At 65.1% G+C, this 17,269-nt stretch carries 14 protein-coding genes; 9 read left to right on the top strand and 5 right to left on the bottom strand.

Annotation, left to right across the window (positions count from 1 at the left end):
• Positions 1-199 precede the first annotated feature (199 nt).
• Positions 200-3,262 (top strand): DNA polymerase I, encoded by a 3,063-nt coding sequence (gene polA, locus CWS35_RS09970; protein ID WP_100951796.1) that lies wholly within the window; start codon positions 200-202, stop codon positions 3,260-3,262.
• 238 nt (positions 3,263-3,500) lie between these two features.
• Positions 3,501-4,136: a LysE family translocator gene (locus CWS35_RS09965; RefSeq protein WP_100951795.1), complete on the top strand. Its 636-nt coding sequence runs from the start codon at positions 3,501-3,503 to the stop codon at positions 4,134-4,136.
• Between the two features lie 166 nt (positions 4,137-4,302).
• Here CWS35_RS09965 and CWS35_RS09960 read toward each other — a convergent pair whose 3' ends face one another.
• Positions 4,303-4,929, bottom strand: coding sequence for a glutathione S-transferase family protein (locus CWS35_RS09960; RefSeq protein WP_100951794.1), 627 nt, complete (start codon positions 4,927-4,929; stop codon positions 4,303-4,305).
• Positions 4,930-5,120: 191 nt separating this feature from the next.
• On the opposite strand from CWS35_RS09960, the gene pyrE reads away from it, so the two are divergent.
• Positions 5,121-5,684, top strand: coding sequence for an orotate phosphoribosyltransferase (pyrE, locus tag CWS35_RS09955; RefSeq protein ID WP_024578931.1), 564 nt, complete (start codon positions 5,121-5,123; stop codon positions 5,682-5,684).
• Between the two features lie 205 nt (positions 5,685-5,889).
• On the top strand, positions 5,890-6,678 hold the full coding sequence (locus tag CWS35_RS09950; protein ID WP_100951793.1) for a DUF2865 domain-containing protein: 789 nt from the start codon (positions 5,890-5,892) through the stop codon (positions 6,676-6,678).
• Positions 6,679-6,704: 26 nt separating this feature from the next.
• On the opposite strand, the gene CWS35_RS09945 is transcribed toward CWS35_RS09950, so the two are convergent.
• A complete protein-coding gene (locus CWS35_RS09945) occupies positions 6,705-7,136 on the bottom strand; it encodes a hypothetical protein (protein ID WP_024578929.1) in 432 nt (143 codons plus the stop codon).
• Between the two features lie 187 nt (positions 7,137-7,323).
• On the opposite strand from CWS35_RS09945, the gene CWS35_RS09940 reads away from it, so the two are divergent.
• Positions 7,324-7,614, top strand: coding sequence for a GIY-YIG nuclease family protein (locus CWS35_RS09940; protein WP_024578928.1), 291 nt, complete (start codon positions 7,324-7,326; stop codon positions 7,612-7,614).
• 287 nt (positions 7,615-7,901) lie between these two features.
• On the opposite strand, the gene CWS35_RS09935 is transcribed toward CWS35_RS09940, so the two are convergent.
• Entirely contained in the window at positions 7,902-8,135 is a 234-nt protein-coding gene (locus CWS35_RS09935) for a hypothetical protein (protein WP_100951792.1), read from the bottom strand.
• 195 nt (positions 8,136-8,330) lie between these two features.
• Between CWS35_RS09935 and CWS35_RS09930 the strand changes: the two genes are divergently transcribed.
• From CWS35_RS09930 to rocF, 3 genes are all read left to right on the top strand, one after another.
• Complete coding sequence (locus CWS35_RS09930; RefSeq protein ID WP_024578926.1) at positions 8,331-10,850, top strand: glycogen/starch/alpha-glucan phosphorylase; 2,520 nt, start codon at positions 8,331-8,333, stop codon at positions 10,848-10,850.
• Between the two features lie 197 nt (positions 10,851-11,047).
• Positions 11,048-11,866 carry an acyl-CoA thioesterase II gene (locus CWS35_RS09925; RefSeq protein ID WP_100951791.1) on the top strand — a complete coding sequence of 273 codons (819 nt, stop codon included), beginning with the start codon at positions 11,048-11,050 and terminating at the stop codon, positions 11,864-11,866.
• Positions 11,867-11,999: 133 nt separating this feature from the next.
• Entirely contained in the window at positions 12,000-12,977 is a 978-nt protein-coding gene (gene rocF / locus CWS35_RS09920; protein WP_100951790.1) for an arginase, read from the top strand.
• Positions 12,978-13,193: 216 nt separating this feature from the next.
• Here the strand turns inward: rocF and CWS35_RS09915 are convergent, their stop codons facing one another.
• On the bottom strand, positions 13,194-14,810 hold the full coding sequence (locus CWS35_RS09915; RefSeq protein ID WP_100951789.1) for a phosphoenolpyruvate carboxykinase: 1,617 nt from the start codon (positions 14,808-14,810) through the stop codon (positions 13,194-13,196).
• Between the two features lie 752 nt (positions 14,811-15,562).
• The gene (locus CWS35_RS09910) at positions 15,563-16,297 is read right to left on the bottom strand and encodes a HugZ family protein (protein WP_100951788.1); all 735 of its coding nucleotides are present in this window, start codon (positions 16,295-16,297) and stop codon (positions 15,563-15,565) included.
• A gap of 241 nt (positions 16,298-16,538) precedes the next feature.
• Between CWS35_RS09910 and CWS35_RS09905 the strand changes: the two genes are divergently transcribed.
• Entirely contained in the window at positions 16,539-17,240 is a 702-nt protein-coding gene (locus tag CWS35_RS09905; RefSeq protein ID WP_024578921.1) for a response regulator transcription factor, read from the top strand.
• The last annotated feature ends 29 nt before the right edge of the window (positions 17,241-17,269 follow it).

The raw sequence follows: 17,269 nt of genomic DNA, 5'->3' as shown, positions 1-17,269 counted from the left end.
TCGTCGTCCCGGCGAAGGCCGGGACCCATAACCACGACTGCGCGGGTTTGGATGAGGCTGGGGCCACAGCGAGATCAAGCAACAATCATTTGTGGTTATGGGTCCCGGCCTTCGCCGGGACGACAATTGCTTGTGTGGCAAGAGCGGATTCTACGACGCACAGGCTGTCAATTCGCGCAAAAATCCCTAAGTTTCGGCCATGCCGAAAACAGCCTCCAAAGACCCCGCCAAGCCAGCTGAAAAGCCCGCTCCGAAGACCGCCAAACCCGCCGCTGCCAAGCCGGTTGCGAGCAAGCCGGCGGCCAAGGGCGACCATATCTTTCTGGTCGACGGCTCGGGCTACATCTTCCGCGCCTATCACGCGCTGCCGCCGCTCAACCGCAAGTCCGACGGCTTGCAGGTCAACGCCGTGCTCGGCTTCTGCAACATGCTGTGGAAGCTCTTGCGCGACATGCCGGAGGACAACCGGCCGACTCATCTCGCGATCATCTTCGACAAGTCCGAGATCACCTTCCGCAACAAGCTCTATCCGGATTACAAGGCGCACCGGCCGCCGGCGCCGGACGATCTGATCCCGCAATTCGCGCTGATCCGCGAGGCGGTGCGCGCCTTCGACCTGCCCTGTCTCGAACAGGTCGGCTTCGAGGCCGACGATCTGATCGCGACCTATGCGCGGCTCGCCAGCGAGCGCGGCGCATCGACGACCATCGTCTCCTCCGACAAGGACCTGATGCAGCTCGTCTCCGACAAGGTCTTGATGTACGACACCATGAAGGATCGCCGCATCGGCCGCGACGAGGTGATCGAGAAGTTCGGCGTGCCGCCGGAGAAGGTGGTCGAGGTGCAAGCGCTGGCCGGCGATTCCACCGACAACGTGCCCGGCGTGCCCGGCATCGGCGTCAAGACCGCCGCACAGCTGATCATCGAATATGGCGACCTCGATCAACTGCTGTTCCGCGCCGGCGAGATCAAGCAGCCGAAGCGGCGCGAGGCGCTGCTGGAGAATGCCGAGAAGGCGCGCATCTCGCGCCAGCTCGTGCTGCTCGACGACAAGGTCGACCTCGAGGTGCCGCTCGACGACCTCGCGGTGCACGAGCCCGACGCGCGCAAGCTGGTCGCCTTCCTCAAGGCGATGGAGTTCTCCACCCTCACCCGCCGCGTCGCCGACTACGCGCAGATCGACCCGGCCAACGTCGACGCCGATCCCGGCAACAAGAGCGGCGCCAGTGTGTTCTCGCCGCTGCCGCCGTCGGATGTCACGCCGGCACAAGGCGATGCACCCGCATCGGCCGCGGCACCGGCCGCGAGAGCCAAGCCGACCGGTGCGCGCGACGACAAGAACTCCAGCCTGAAGGGCACGCCGGCCGCGCTGGCCGAGGCCCGCGGCGAAGCGATCCGCAAGACCGGCTTCGATCGCAAGGCGTATCAGGCGATCAGTAGCCTCGACCAGCTCAACGCCTTGATCGCCCGCGCGCATGACGCCGGCTATCTCGCGATCGAGGCGATGTCGGAATCGATCGACCCGATGCAGGCCGAGCTCGCGGGACTGGCGCTCGCGGTGGCGCCCAACGACGCCTGCTACGTGCCGCTCGGCCACCGGGAGGCCGGCGGCGGCGCGGGCCTGTTCGACGCCGGCCTCGCGCCCGGCCAGATCAAGACCGCCGACGTGCTGACGGCGCTGAAGCCGCTGCTGGAGTCCGCAGGCATCCAGAAGGTCGGCTTCAACGTCAAGTTCACGTCGGTGACGCTGGCGCAGCACGGCATCACGCTGCGCAACATCGACGATGCGCAGCTGATGTCCTATGCGCTCGATGCCGGCCGCGGCTCGCACGCGCTGGAACAGCTCGCCGAACGCTGGTTCGGCCATGCCGTCGTCAATTACGGCGGCCTCGTCGGCAGCGGCAAGGGCAAGCTGACCTTCGACCAGGTCACGATCGACAAGGCGACCGAATACGCCGCCGAAAGCGCCGACGTGATCCTGCGGCTGTGGCGCGTGCTGAAGCCCCGCCTCGTCGCCGAGCGGATGACCACTGTCTACGAGACGCTGGAGCGGCCGCTGGTGTCGGTGCTGGCGCGGATGGAGCGCCGCGGCATCTCGATCGATCGCCAGGTCCTCTCGCGCCTCTCGGGCGATTTCGCGCAGACCGCGGCGCGCGTCGAGGCCGAGATCCAGGAGATCGCCGGCGAGCCGGTCAATGTCGGCAGCCCCAAACAAATCGGCGACATCATCTTCGGCAAGATGGGATTGCCCGGCGGCACCAAGACCAAGACCGGCGCGTGGTCGACCACCGCACAGGTGCTCGACGATCTCGCCGAGCAGGGCCACGAATTCCCGAAGAAGATCCTGGAGTGGCGCCAGGTCTCGAAGCTGAAATCGACCTACACCGATGCGCTGCCAACCTATGTCAATCCGCAGACCCATCGCGTCCACACCACCTACGCGCTGGCCGCGACCACCACGGGACGGCTGTCGTCGAACGAGCCGAACTTGCAGAACATCCCGGTGCGCACCGAGGATGGCCGCAAGATCCGGCGCGCCTTCATCGCGACGCCGGGCCACAAGCTGGTGTCGGCCGATTACTCCCAGATCGAATTGCGGCTGCTCGCCGAGATCGCCGACGTGCCGGTGTTGCGCCAGGCGTTCCGCGACGGGCTCGACATTCACGCGATGACAGCATCGGAGATGTTCGGCGTGCCGATCAAGGACATGCCGAGCGAGGTGCGCCGCCGCGCCAAGGCGATCAACTTCGGCATCATCTACGGCATCTCGGCGTTCGGCCTCGCCAACCAGCTCGGCATCGCGCGCGAGGAAGCCTCGGCCTACATCAAGAAATACTTCGAGCGCTTCCCCGGCATCCGCGCCTATATGGACGAGACCAAGGATTTCTGCCGCCGCAACGGCTATGTGACGACGCTGTTCGGCCGTAAGATGTACTACCCCGACATCAAGGCCTCCAACGCCTCGGTGCGCGCGTTCAACGAACGCGCCGCGATCAACGCGCGCTTGCAGGGCACCGCGGCCGACATCATCCGCCGCGCCATGATCCGGGTCGAGGACGCGCTCGCCGAGAAGAAGCTCTCGGCGCAGATGCTGTTGCAGGTGCATGACGAACTGATCTTCGAGGTGCCCGACAACGAGGTCGCGGCGACACTGCCGGTGGTGCAGAAGGTGATGCAGGACGCGCCGTTCCCGGCCGTGCTCCTGTCGCTTCCGTTGCAGGTCGATGCGAGAGCCGCGAACAATTGGGACGAGGCGCATTAGACTCCGCTCGCCCCGGTCTCTCATCGTCATTCCGGGGCTCGCCGCAGGCGAGAACCCGGAATCCATTCATCCGCACGTGATGTGGCCCGATGGATTCCGGGTTCGTGCTACGCACGCCCCGGAATGACGATGAGAGGCCGGAGCGAGCTGCAAACCACATTGCTCCGAGAGCAATTCCCGCATGGCCGCGTATCGGATGACACGCTAAAAGTGTGCGTATCCCCTCGCGAGACCCATCATGCCCCACACCTCCGCTCTGCTCGGCTTTGCGCTCGTCTCACTTGGCATGGTGCTGACGCCGGGTCCGAACATGATCTATCTGATCTCGCGCTCGATCACGCAGGGGCCGGCGGCCGGCATCGTGTCGCTCGGCGGCGTCGCGCTCGGCTTCGTGTTCTACATGCTGTGCGCGGCGTTCGGCATCACCGCGCTGCTGTTCGCGATCCCCTATGCCTATGACGCGCTGCGCTTCGCCGGCGCGGCCTATCTCCTCTGGCTCGCGTGGCAGGCCCTGAGGCCCGGCGGCCGCTCGCCGTTCCAGGTCAAGACGATGAAGGTCGACGGCCCGCGCAAATTGTTCGCGATGGGCTTCGTCACCAACCTCCTGAACCCGAAGATCGCGATGCTCTATCTGGCGCTACTGCCGCAGTTCATCGACCCGACCGGCGGCAGCGTGCTGACGCAGTCGCTTGCGCTGGGCTCGATCCAGATCGCGATCAGCGTCAGCGTCAATGCGATGATCGCGCTCGCCGCCGGCTCGATCGCCGTGTTCCTCGGCACCCGCCCGACCTGGCTGCTGGTGCAGCGCTGGCTGATGGGCACCGTGCTGACCGGGCTCGCAGTGAAGATGGCGCTGGAGGCGCGGCGGGCCTAATAAGTACCCTCTCCCCTTGTGGGAGAGGGTGGCGAAATCGAGCGGAGCGAGATGAAGCCGGGTGAGGGGTCTCTCTCCACTCGGCGAAATCTCGCAAGCGGAGCCAACCCCTCATCCGGCGCTTCGCGCCACCTTCTCCCACAGGGGGAGAAGGGAAGAGCGCCCCTCAATCCAGCTTCGCTTCCATACCTCGCTTGGTCGCGGGGCGGGCCATCAGTGCCTCGTACCAGCGCTTGACGTTGGGGAAGTCTGATAGCTCGACCTTGTGGCGCGGATGGCGCCAGGCCCAGCCGAGGATGGCGAAATCGGCCACCGAGAGATCGCCGGCGACGAAATCGCGGCCGTCGAGCCTGCGGTCCAGCACGCCGTAGAGCCGCCGCGTCTCGGCCATGTAACGCTTCAGGCCGTAGGCGCGGTCCTGCTCGTTCTCCAGCGCGATGAAATGATGCACCTGGCCCGGCATCGGGCCGAAGCCGCCCATCTGCCACATCAGCCACTCATAGACCGGGATCCGCTCGGCCAGCGGCTTCGGCAGGAACCTGCCGGTCTTCTCGCCGAGATAGAGCAGGATCGCGCCGGATTCGAAGATGCTGACCGGCTTGCCGCCGGGGCCGTCGGGATCGACGATCGCCGGGATCTTGTTGTTCGGGCTGATCGCGAGGAAGGCCGGCGCCATCTGCTCGCCCTTGCTGATGTTCACCGGGATCACCTTGTAGGGCAGCCCCATTTCCTCCAGCGCGACCGAGATCTTGCGGCCATTGGGCGTGTTCCAGGTGTGCAGCTCGATGGTCATTTCCGCTTCCCTCGCAAATATTTGGCGCCTGCTTTAGGGGGAACCGGAGACGCGGACAAGCCGTGCCGCTCGCAAGCGTGCCCGCCGAAATCGCGGCACAGGCACTGTTGACGGCCCGGTTTCCACGCTGGAATGTGCCGGTGACCGCCGATAGATTGCCGGCCGCCTCAAACCCCCAAGGGAAAAAGCCTTTGTCCAAATCAGCCTCCCGCGCCCGCCTCGCCGAGATCATCCGCAAGCGCTCGTTCGGCCGCGGCGAGATCACCTTGGCGTCGGGCCGCAAGAGCGACTTCTATTTCAACCTGAAGCCGACGATGCTCGATCCCGAGGGCGCCGCGCTGCTCGCCGAGCTCACCTATGAGGCGCTGAAGGACGACAGGCTCGATTTCGTCGGCGGGCTCGAGATGGGCGCGGTGCCGCTCGCCGGCGCGATCGCACAGCTGTCCTGGCTGAAGGGCCATCCGATCGCCGCCTTCTTCGTGCGTAAGAAGCCGAAGGAGCACGGCGCGCGATTGTCGGTCGAAGGGCTCGCCAAGGGCGAGACGCTGGTCGGCAAGCGGATCGTGATCGTCGAGGACGTCACCACGACCGGCGGCTCGGCGCTGAAGGCAGCGGAAGCCGTACGCGAAGCCGGCGGCGAGATCGCGCTGGTCTTCACCATGGTCGACCGCGAGGAAGGCGCGACCGAGACCTTCTCCGAAGCCGGGTTGCAGTTCCGCGCGCTGTACAAGGCCGGCGAGTTCCTGAAGGACTGACGGTCTCTCGTCTCCCTCGCCCCGTTCTTGCGGGGCGAGGTGCAGAGAAGTCCGCGCGACGTCGACTTCTTCTTGTGACGCGGTCACGCGCAATCAATCGCTCGTTTACCATCCCGTCTTAAGGTGAAACCGCCGGGGCATTCATCGCCGCGGCGTGGCGCGTCGGGTGGAGTTGGCGTTGCGTACAAAGTTCAATGATCGGCGCATGCGGCGCCGCGTGATGCTTGCCGCCGCAGCGTTTGCGGGTTCCGTCGTGGTCCTCCCCGCACCCGTCTCGGCCGAAGGGCTGTTCGACTTCTTCTTTGGCGGTGCCCCGAAGCAGCAGGGCCGGCAGGCTCCGCCGCAGGCCAATTTCTTCGCCGACCCGTTCGGCCTCAACCAGCAGCCGGAACGACAGCCGTCCGCGCCCGTCTCGGCACCCCGCGTGGCCGGTTCCGGACCGGCCTATTGCGTGCGCAGCTGCGACGGCAAGTATTTTCCGCTGACGATGCGCGGCAACGCGACGCCGGCGCAGCTCTGCCAGGCATTCTGCCCGGCGAGCGCGACCAAGGTGTATTACGGCAGCCATATCGACAGCTCCGCATCGAGCACCGGCGAGCGTTACGCCGACAGCGAAAACGCCTTCGCCTATCGCAAGGCGCTGCGCGCCGACTGCACCTGCAACGGCCGCGACCCTGCCGGGCTCGCGCCGGTCGACCTCGCGCTCGATGCCTCGCTGAAAGCCGGCGACGTGATCGCGACCACCGACGGCCTCGTCGCCTATACCGGCATCCGCGTCGGCAATGAGCAATCGTTCGATTTCACGCCGGTCGCCTCCTATCCCGGATTGACCGCGGCGGTGCGCGCGCGGCTCGGCGAAATGAAGGTCGCGCCGGTCAGCGCCGAGCTCGCAGGCGATGCGCCGCTGCCGGAAACCAGCCGCGATGTCGCGCCGTCCACCGTCGTGCCGAAGGGCAACACGGCAAAGTCGGGCAAGCGGGCCGACGCGAACTGACGGCGCAGGCCGTCACGTCAGCAGTGTCAGCGCGCCACGATCACGCCGATCACGTTCGGCGCCGCCAGGTATTTCTCCTCGATCGCAGCGCGCGCGGCGGCACGGTTCTCCGGATTGAGGATGCCGCGCTTCTCGGCGAGGATCATCCAGCAATAGCCCCACCAATCGGTCAGCATGCCGTGGTCGTCGACCAGGTCATAACCCTGCTCGGCGGCGAACAGGCGCGCATGCGCCTCGTCGAGCGAGTCGAGCCAGGCGTGGTCCTCGAGCGAGAACAGATCGTCGCTGAAATCGTCCGTGGTGTAGCCCCAGATCGACATGCAGACCGCGTTGAACTCGCGATCGAGCTGGTCGTCGTCGATCGCCTGGCGGCGCGAGGCCAAATGCAGCCGCGACAGCGAGCGGGCAAAGTCCGCGATGCGGGTGAGAGCGAACTGATCGAAGGCGATGGTGGACATGTAGTCCTCGCGGAAGCTGGGAGACCCTAGATATTGTATCGGCACAGCGCCGAATCATAATGATATATCAAAGACTTGCTAAAGTGTTCTTAATTCGTTCTATTGTCATCAACGGCGCGTCGCCCCGGCGAAGGCCGGGGCCCCATAACCACCGCTGTCGGACAGTTCACGTGATCGGTGCCCTGGAATGGATGCCGCAGTCTATTACGTCTACATCCTTGCGAGCCGCCGCCACGGAACGCTCTACATCGGCGTCAGCAATGATCTTCGCAATCGGCTTACACTCCATCGCTCCGGACGCGGCTCACAGTTCGTCAAGAAGTACGGCGTCACGCGACTGGTTTACGTCGAGACCTACGCTTCACCACAGGAGGCGATTGCACGCGAAAAGGCGCTGAAGGAATGGCGCCGTGACTGGAAGGTTCGCCTGATCGAGCAAGACAATCCGGAGTGGAGCGACCTGTCCCATCTTCTCTGACGGCTGTGGTTATGGGCCCCGGCCTGCGCCGGGGCGACGAATTGCGGTGACTGCCTTCGCCCCACAAGAGGAACGCCTGATCGCTCGCATAATCTGCCCCAAAAGCATACGGGCCGCTGACGCTGTCAGCGGCCCGCCGAAAATTGCTTCGGAATGAAATGCGTCGGAGCTCAAAAATGTGCCCGCCCCACGAGCGACAGGTGCGGTTGTAAAGAACTCGTTAAGCCTTGCAAATCCGTATCACCACGGTGTTCCCGAGCGCGCGTGAAGACACGTTGCGCGATCGTTCAATTCGCGGCCGACAGCAGTTTGTCGCCACACGCGTTCGCGCCAAACTTGCCGCCGCATTGCCGCTTGATGGCGGCGCAGCGCGCGGCCGGCGATGCATTCTGCGAAACGCTGAAGCCGCAGGTCAGGCCGTCGGCGCTGCGGCCGGTCTTGCCGGCGGCAAACGCTGCACTGGTGGCGGTGATGCAGATCACGAACAGCGCCGCGGCGGCGATCTCGATCAGCAGTCTCATCACGCTTGCTCCGCAAAAACTGTCGCAAAATCTCGGCGTTCGCAGCCGATGATAGCACCGCAAGCGGCAGGTTCGAATGCCTGAAATCGGCCCGGTCCTTGCATAAAATCACGGCAAGTGCAGTGCGCAACGGCTCTCGACGGTTTCGATTGCAGCGCAACGCGCGTATCATTGCGTAGAGTCTGAACGGCGGGGATTGGCGCGTTGCAGGAACAAACAAACTATCCGGCCTTGAATCAGCCGGTTGACGAGCTGGCGCTAAGCGAGATCAAGGGCGCGATCCTGGCCAAGCTCCGGCTTGCGATCGGCAAGGACGCCACCGTGGCGACCCGGCGCGACTGGTACAAGGCGGCGGCGCTGGCGCTGCGCGACCGCATCGTGCATCACTGGCTGACGGCCGAGAAGCAGACCTACGACGCCGGCGCCAAGCGCGTCTATTATCTCTCGCTGGAATTCCTGATCGGCCGCCTGTTCACCGACGCGCTGAACAATATGGGATTGCTGCCGCTGTTCGAGGCCGCGCTCGGCGACCTCGGCGTCGATCTGTCGGACCTGCGCAAATGCGAGCCGGACGCGGCGCTCGGCAATGGCGGCCTCGGGCGGCTCGCGGCCTGCTTCATGGAGAGCATGGCGACGCTGGCGATCCCCGCCACCGGCTACGGCATCCGCTACGATTTCGGCCTGTTCCGCCAGATCATGAACCAGGGCTGGCAGCAGGAATATCCCGATGAGTGGCTGGCGTTCGGCAACCCCTGGGAGTTCCAGCGGCCGGAGGTGGTCTACAACGTCCATTTCGGCGGCACCGTCGAGCATGTCGACGAGCGCGGCCGCGACCGCGCCATCTGGCATCCTTCCGAAACCGTCGAGGCGATGGCCTACGACACGCCGATCGTCGGCTGGCGCGGCCAGCACGTCAACGCACTGCGGCTGTGGTCGGCGCATGCGCCCGACCCGCTCAAGCTCGACGTCTTCAACTCAGGCGACTACGTCTCGGCCAGCGCCGAGCAGGCGCGCGCCGAGGCGATCTGCAAATTCCTCTACCCGAACGACGAGAGCGCGGCGGGCCGCGAGCTGCGGCTGCGCCAGGAGTATTTCTTCGTCTCGGCCTCGTTGCAGGATCTGGTGAACCGGCATCTCGCCTCCGACGGCGGCCTGCGCAACCTCGCGCAGAAGGCGGCCGTGCAGCTCAACGACACCCATCCGAGCCTCGCGGTCACCGAGCTGATGCGCATCCTGGTCGACCTGCACAATTTCCGCTGGGACGAGGCCTGGAAGATCACCGTCGCGACGCTGTCCTACACCAACCACACGCTGCTGCCGGAAGCGCTCGAGACCTGGCCGGTCGAGTTGTTCGAGCGGCTGCTGCCGCGGCATCTCGAGATCATCTACCGCATCAACGTGGCGCATCTGGCGCTTGCCGAGGAGCGCTTCCCCGGCGACATCGAGTATCGCGCCTCGGTCTCGCTGATCGACGAGAAGAGCGGCCGCCGCGTGCGCATGGGCCAGCTCGCCTTCGTCGGCTCGCATCGCATCAACGGCGTGTCGGCGATGCATTCCGATTTGATGAAGGAGACCGTGTTCCACGACTTGCATCATCTCTATCCCCAGCGCATCACCAACAAGACCAACGGCATCACCTTCCGCCGCTGGCTGATGCTGGCCAATCCGCGGCTGACCGCGCTGCTGCGCGAGACCTGCGGCGAGGCCGTGCTCGACGACTTCTCGCTGCTCGATCGGCTCGAGGCGCATTCCAGCGACCTCGCATTCCAGAGCCGGTTCCGCGACGTCAAGCATCACAACAAGCTGGCGCTGGCGCGGCTGATCGGCGAGCGCAACAACGTCAAGGTCGATCCGTCGGCGCTGTTCGACGTGCAGATCAAGCGCATCCATGAATACAAGCGGCAGCTGCTCAACATCCTGGAGACGATCGCGCTCTATCACGCGATGAAGGACGACCCGGCCGCGAACTGGGTGCCGCGGGTCAAGATCTTCGCCGGCAAGGCGGCGGCGAGCTATCGCTACGCCAAGCTGATCATCAAACTGATCAACGACGTTGCCGAAATGGTCAACAATGACGCCTCGCTCGGCGGCAAGCTGAAGGTGGTGTTCCTGGCCGACTACAATGTCAGCCTCGCCGAGGTGATCATTCCGGCCGCCGATCTGTCCGAGCAGATCTCGACCGCTGGCATGGAAGCCTCCGGCACCGGCAACATGAAGCTCGCGCTGAACGGCGCGCTGACCATCGGCACGCTCGACGGCGCCAATATCGAGATCCGCGACGCGGTCGGGCCCGAGAACATCGCGATCTTCGGCCTCGAGGCCGGCGACGTCATGGTCCGCCGCAAGCAGGGGCTCGATGCCTCTGACGTAATCCGCAAATCGCCGCGATTGGAGCGCGCGATCCGCGCCATCGAGAGTGGCGAATTCTCGCCGGGCGACGCCGCGCGCTTCGCCTCGATCGGGCACGCGCTGCGCTATCTCGACCACTACATGGTCTCGGCGGATTTCGATTCCTACTACGACGCGCAACGCGGCATCGATGCCCGCTGGCAGGTGCCGCCGGCCTGGACCCGCGCCTCGATCCTCAACGTGGCGCGCATGGCGTGGTTCTCCTCCGACCGCACCATCCGCGAATATGCCGAGGACATCTGGCACGTGCCGGTGCATCCAACCGCGTCGCCGCAGCTCGGTGCGCAGCGCGAGGCGAAGGGGTAATACCGGGACGCGGAAATCGATTACGTCCAACGTCATTGAATTCCACGCGCCAGCTCGCGATATTGGTTGCGAAGTCACGCCGTCATTGCGAGGAGCGAGGCGACGAAGCAATCCACCCATCCGCATATGCGGCGCGTTGGATTGCTTCGCTTCGCTCGCAATGACGGCGGCGCATCTTTTACGATCCAAGGAATTGCATGCTCTCCAAGCTCCCGCACTTGTTCGACGAAGCAACGACCGTCACCGCCGGCGACAGCCGCTGGCAGGGGCGGACCAGCCCGGACTACTGGGCATTCGTCGGCCCGTTCGGCGGCTGCACCGCTGCGACCATCCTGCGGGCGCTGATGCAGCATCCGCAGCGGGCGGGCGATCCGCTGGCGCTGACCGTGAATTACTGCGCGCCGGTCGCCGAGGGCGTGTTCGATCTCGACGTCCGCCTGGTGCGCGGCAACCGCTCCAGCCAGCACTGGTCGGTCGAGCTGACGCAAGGCGGCGGCGAGGTCTCGACGCTGGCGACCGCCGTGTTCGCCGAGCGCCGCCCCTCGTGGTCGCACCAGCCGGCGCAATTTCCGGGCGCCGCACCGTTCGAGCAACTTCGGCCCTATCCGAAGCTCGCGATGACCTGGGCCAACCAGTACGATTTCCGCTTCGCCGAGGGCGAGCCGAAGTTCGGCGGCGGCGCGGCGAAGCAGCCGTCGAGCGCGTACTCGAAGCTCTGGATCGCCGACCGCGTGCCGCGCAAGCTCGACGCGCTGTCGCTGATGTCGATGTCGGACGCCTTCTTCGGCCGCGTGTTTCACGCCCGGCACGAACTGGTGCCGTTCGGCACGGTGTCGCTGACCACCTACTTCCACGTCGACGCGGCCGACCTCGACACCGAGGATACCACCCGCGTGCTCGCGGTCGCCGACGCCAAGACCTTTCACAAGAGCTATGGCGACCAGAACGGCGAATTGTGGTCGTCGTCCGGCCGCCTGCTCGCGACCACGACGCAGATCGCCTACTTCAAGGCCTAGATCGTCTCGAAGCGTAGGGTGGGCAAAGCGTAGCCAAATATCCACATTGCTCTGTTACCAGCGGATTGCCTATTTCGGGCGTTGAGGGAACATTGGCGCGTCGCTTCTGTTCCACGCCTTGGGAGTCCGCCGCATGCCCGAAGCCGACAATTCCAGACCTCAGCGCATCGCGCTGCTGGGCGTTCCCATCGAGATCGGCGCATCGCAGGCCGGCCCGCTGATGGGACCGGACGCACTGCGCACCGCGGGCATCGCGCGCCTGCTCGAGCAGCTCGACTTCCACGTTGACGACCACGGCAATCTGGCGATCCCGGCCGTCGTCGCCGACGGCCCGGTGCCGGCCAACACCCGCTTCTACGACGAGGTGAAGACCTGGACCCGCGCGCTGTCCGAGCGCGCCTACTGGCTGGCGCATTCCGGCGCGATCCCGATCTTCATGGGCGGCGACCATTCGCTGTCGATGGGATCGATCAACGGCGTCGCGCGCTACTGGCAGGAGAAGGGCCGGCCGCTGTTCGCGCTGTGGGTCGATGCGCATGCCGACTACAACACGCCGGCGACCACCATCACCGGCAACATGCACGGCATGTCGGCGGCCTTCCTGTGCGGCGAGGACGGCCTGGACGATCTGCTCGGCGGATTGCCGCGCGCCTCGATCCCATCCGACCAGCTCGCGCTGATCGGCACCCGGTCGGTCGACCCGCTGGAGCGCAAGCTGCTGCGGCAACGCAACGTCTCGATCGCGGATATGCGCCAGATCGACGAGTTCGGCGTCGCGGTGCTGACCCGCCGCGTCATCGAACGCGTCAAGGCCAAGAACGGCGTGCTGCATGTCTCGTTCGATGTCGACTTCCTCGATCCCGACATCGCGCCCGGCGTCGGCACCACGGTGCCCGGCGGCGCGACCTATCGCGAAGCGCATCTCATCATGGAGCTGCTGCACGATTCCGGATTGGTGCGCTCGCTCGATATCGTCGAGCTCAATCCGTTCCTCGACGAGCGCGGCCGCACCGCGCGCGTCGCGGTCGAATTGATCGGCAGCCTGTTCGGCTTGCAGATCACCGACCGGCAGACGCCGAGCAATGCCGTGCTGCCGGAGATCGGCGAATAGCGAGCGGCCGAGCGCACACAGCTCTCTGCCCGTCATCCTGAGGAGCGCGTAGCGCGTCTCGAAGGATGTACGGCCACAGTGGCGCTCTGTCGCCCTTCGAGACGCCGCTCGCGCGGCTCCTCAGGGTGACGGTCGCACAGCATGTGCTTTCTTGCGGGAAGCAAAAAAAGGCGGCCACCAGGGCCGCCTTTTGCAATCGCGTAACGCTTGCGCAGCCTACTCCGCGGCCAGCTTCACTTCCGGCGCGGCGGCGCGGACGTCGGCGTCGACCTGCGCTTCGAACTTGGCGAAGTTCTTCTGGAACATGCCGACCAGCGCACGCGCGGTCTTGTCGAACTCGGCCTTGTCGGCCCAGGTCTTGATCGGGTCGAGGATGTGCGGCTCGACGCCCGGCAGCGAGGTCGGCACCGCGAAGCCGAAATACTTGTCGGTGCGGAAGTCGGCGTTGCGGAGCGAGCCGTTCAGCGCCGCGGTCAGCAGCGCGCGCGTCACCTTGATCGGCATGCGGCGGCCGGTGCCGTACTTGCCGCCGGTCCAGCCGGTGTTGACCAGCCAGCAATCGACATTGTGCTTGGCGATCAACTCACGCAGCAGATTGCCGTAGACCGACGGATCGCGCGGCAGGAACGGCGAACCGAAACAGGTCGAGAATTCCGGCTGCGGCTCGTTGCCGAGACCACGCTCGGTGCCCGCGACCTTCGCGGTGTAGCCGGACAGGAAGTGATACATCGCTTGCGCCGGCGTCAGCTTGGCGATCGGCGGCATCACGCCGAAGGCGTCGGCGGCGAGCATCACCACGTTCTTCGGATGCGGCGCGCGGCCGGTGCGCGAGGCGTTCGGGATGAAATCGAGCGGATAGGCCGAGCGGGTGTTCTCGGTCTTCGAGCCGTCGTCGAAATCCGGCACGCGGTCATTGGCGCCGAGCACGACGTTCTCCAGCACCGCGCCGAAGCGCTTGCTGGCGGCATAGATCTCCGGTTCGGCTTCGCCCGACAGCTTGATGCACTTGGCGTAGCAGCCGCCTTCGAAATTGAAGACGCCGTCCGCGCTCCAGCCGTGCTCGTCATCGCCGATCAGCGTGCGCTTCGGATCGGCGGAGAGCGTGGTCTTGCCGGTGCCGGACAGGCCGAAGAAGATCGCGGTGTCGCCGTCGGGGCCGACATTGGCCGAGCAGTGCATCGGCATCACGCCCTTCTCGGGCAGGTAGAAGTTCAGCGTGGTGAACACGCTCTTCTTCATTTCGCCGGCATAATAAGACCCGCCGATCAGGACGATCTTGCGGGCGAAATCGATCGCGACGACGTTCTCCGACTTGCAGCCGTGGCGTTTCGGATCGGCGCGGAAGCTCGGCAGATCGATGATCGTGAGCTCCGGCACGAAGCCCGCGAGCTCCGAGGTCTCGGGGCGAATGAGCAGCGTGCGGATGAACAGCGAGTGCCAGGCCAGCTCGGTGAAGACGCGCGTCTTGATGCGATGCGTCGGATCGGCGCCGCCATAGAGATCCTGCGCGAACAGCGTCATGCCTTCGGCATGCTTGAGGAAGTCGGCATGGAGCGTCGCGAACTGCTCCGAGGTGATCGACTGGTTGCCGGCCCACCACATGCTCTTGTCGGTCAGGCCGTCGCGGACCGTGAACTTGTCCTTCGGGCTGCGACCGGTGAACTCGCCGGTGTCAGCGCACAACGCGCCATCGGCCGACAGCACCGCTTCACCGTTGCGCAGCGCATGCTCATAGAGCTGCGGCGCACCGTAGTTCCAATGCACGCCCTTGAGATTTTTTAAGCCGAATTTGTCGGCGCCAAAGGCACCGTTATGCACGCCCGTCTCTTGCACGAAGAACCTCCTCGAACCCGCGTATCCTTGTTCGCGCGAATGTCGCTAGTCGCGCCCCGTCGCGGTGATGACCGTCGTCGGAATATAGCCTCTCGGCCCCGGTCCGGCGACCTAATAGTGGGGATCGCCGGGCTTGCCAAGCCAGTCGGTCGGCTTTTGGTTTATTCCAAGACGTGTCCGTCATCGGGCGCAAATACCGCAGCGCGAAACGCTTTCGCTTTGGTTTCGTTTTCGCATTGTTTTCCCCACGGTCGGACGGCGTTTCGCCGTCTTTCCCGCTGCGAACAAGGCTTTGCAATGCACAAAGAGTGCCAGCGATCGACGCGCGCCCCTGCTCCGCAAGGCACAGAATGCCGGGTATGCATTTCGCGTTGAAGATGTGTCGTTGAGATAAGCCGCCGCGAGTTGATGTGGCATTGCTGTGCGAGCATCTCGTCCGCTATCGGGCAGCTTCAATGCGCGGCGGCGACGAATGTTCCGCGACGCCCACGCGCGTTCGCAGGCGAGACGATCGCTGCCCTGACAATCGATGATAACGCAATCAAACCGCCACCCGCACATCACCATTGTTCGGAGATCGCAATCCCGGCGCTTCTCCTTTGCAGCAGTGCCGGAAATGCTGGCACGCGCCTCAGGCCCACTCAGCGATGACGCACACACACACCAAATGATCGCGCTGTCAGAAGCAGAGCAATCCCGGTACCGGCAACCGAGCGCGGCGGTCGTGCGACACGATGCCTCGTCGAAGGCGCCTAGACCTTGGCGCGCGCCTCGCCGGCGAGCCGGACCAGCATCTTGCGCAACTCGGTGCCGTTGCTGACACGATCGGGGAAGGTGAGCCGCAGCGTGTCCCGGCCGGCTTGCAGGTCCATGCCCTCCGGATCGCAACCGGTGCAGAGCCAATCGGCGCTTTCCGCGCCGAGCAGGCGGGTGGCGTAGAGATTCATGGCGTCGCGGTGATCCTCATTCATATGTGCCACCGCGCCGCCCTCGGCCTCCAGCAGCGCTTCGGCGCCAGAGAGATCGGTCAGCAACTGCGCCGGCGTCAGGTCGACGATGCGGCCGAACCCGGCGACCAGATGGGTGCCGCGCGGCCGAATCACGAAGAACGAAAAATCCTTAAATTCTACAAAGGCTTCCGCCGACGGCTGGGCAGCAAGGTAGCGCCGGCGGACCAGCTCCCGCTCTGCCTCGGTGACCTCCTCCGCCTGGCCGCCGAGCATGATCCGGGCGCCCTCCAGCGGGTCGCCCTCGGCGTGCTCGTCCAGCATCAGCGACACCCTGGCGTCGGCCAGGATGTTCCTGGTGTGCAGCGCCAGCCGCGAAATCAGCAGGATCGGGGAGCCATCGGGGTGGCTGGCCAGGTTGACCAGGGAGCAATACGGATCGCCCGAACCGGCCATCAGCGTGGCGAGCGCACCCTGGCGGCTGCGGCGGAGCAGCGATCGGGCAAGGCGGGCGGGGTCGAAGTCGGCGGTCGGTTGCATGGGCCTATCGGGTCATTTTGAGGGCGAAATGGGCCGGTTCCAGACGAAAAAAGGGCCTGTTTTCATGGTCTCAGGGTGGTATATGGGGTCCATCGCGTGGGTCGCAGAAACGTATTTTTTGCGGAACTCGGTCACACTTCAGCCCAGCTTGCATTGCTCGTTGACCGCGTTCGAAGCCCATTTCCACGGCGCGTCGCCAAAGTGCCCGCCGTTTAAGCCACTCTCATTGTGAAAGCAGCTCATGCCCACAATCGCCTTGGTCGACGACGACCGCAACATTCTCACTTCGGTGTCGATCGCGCTCGAAGCCGAAGGCTATCGCATCATGACCTACACGGATGGTGCGTCGGCGCTGGATGGATTTCGCACGTCGCCGCCCGATCTCGCGATCCTCGATATCAAGATGCCGCGCATGGACGGCATGGAGACGCTGCGCCGGCTGCGCCAGAAGTCGGACCTGCCGGTGATCTTCCTCACCTCGAAGGATGAAGAGATCGACGAATTGTTCGGCCTGAAAATGGGCGCCGACGATTTCATCCGCAAGCCGTTCTCGCAGCGCCTGCTGGTCGAACGCGTCAAGGCCGTGCTCCGCCGCGGCCAGCCGAAGGATCCGGCCGCCGCGCCGAAGGAGCCGGACGCACGCGCGCTCGATCGCGGCCTGCTGCGCATGGACCCGGAGCGCCACACCTGCACCTGGAAGAACGAGCCGGTGACGCTGACCGTGACCGAATTCCTGATCCTACAGGCACTCGCCACCCGCCCCGGCGTGGTGAAGAGCCGCAACGCGCTGATGGACGCGGCCTATGACGACCAGGTCTATGTCGACGACCGCACCATCGACAGCCACATCAAGCGGCTGCGCAAGAAGTTCAAGGTGGTCGACGACGACTTCGAGATGATCGAGACGCTGTACGGCGTCGGCTATCGCTTCAAGGAAGCCTGATCTGCGCCTCCCGGGCGGCTTGTTAACTG

It is taken from the genome of Bradyrhizobium sp. SK17 (assembly GCF_002831585.1).
Classification (GTDB): Bacteria; Pseudomonadota; Alphaproteobacteria; order Rhizobiales; family Xanthobacteraceae; genus Bradyrhizobium.
This window is presented reverse-complemented; position numbering and strand designations above follow the sequence as displayed.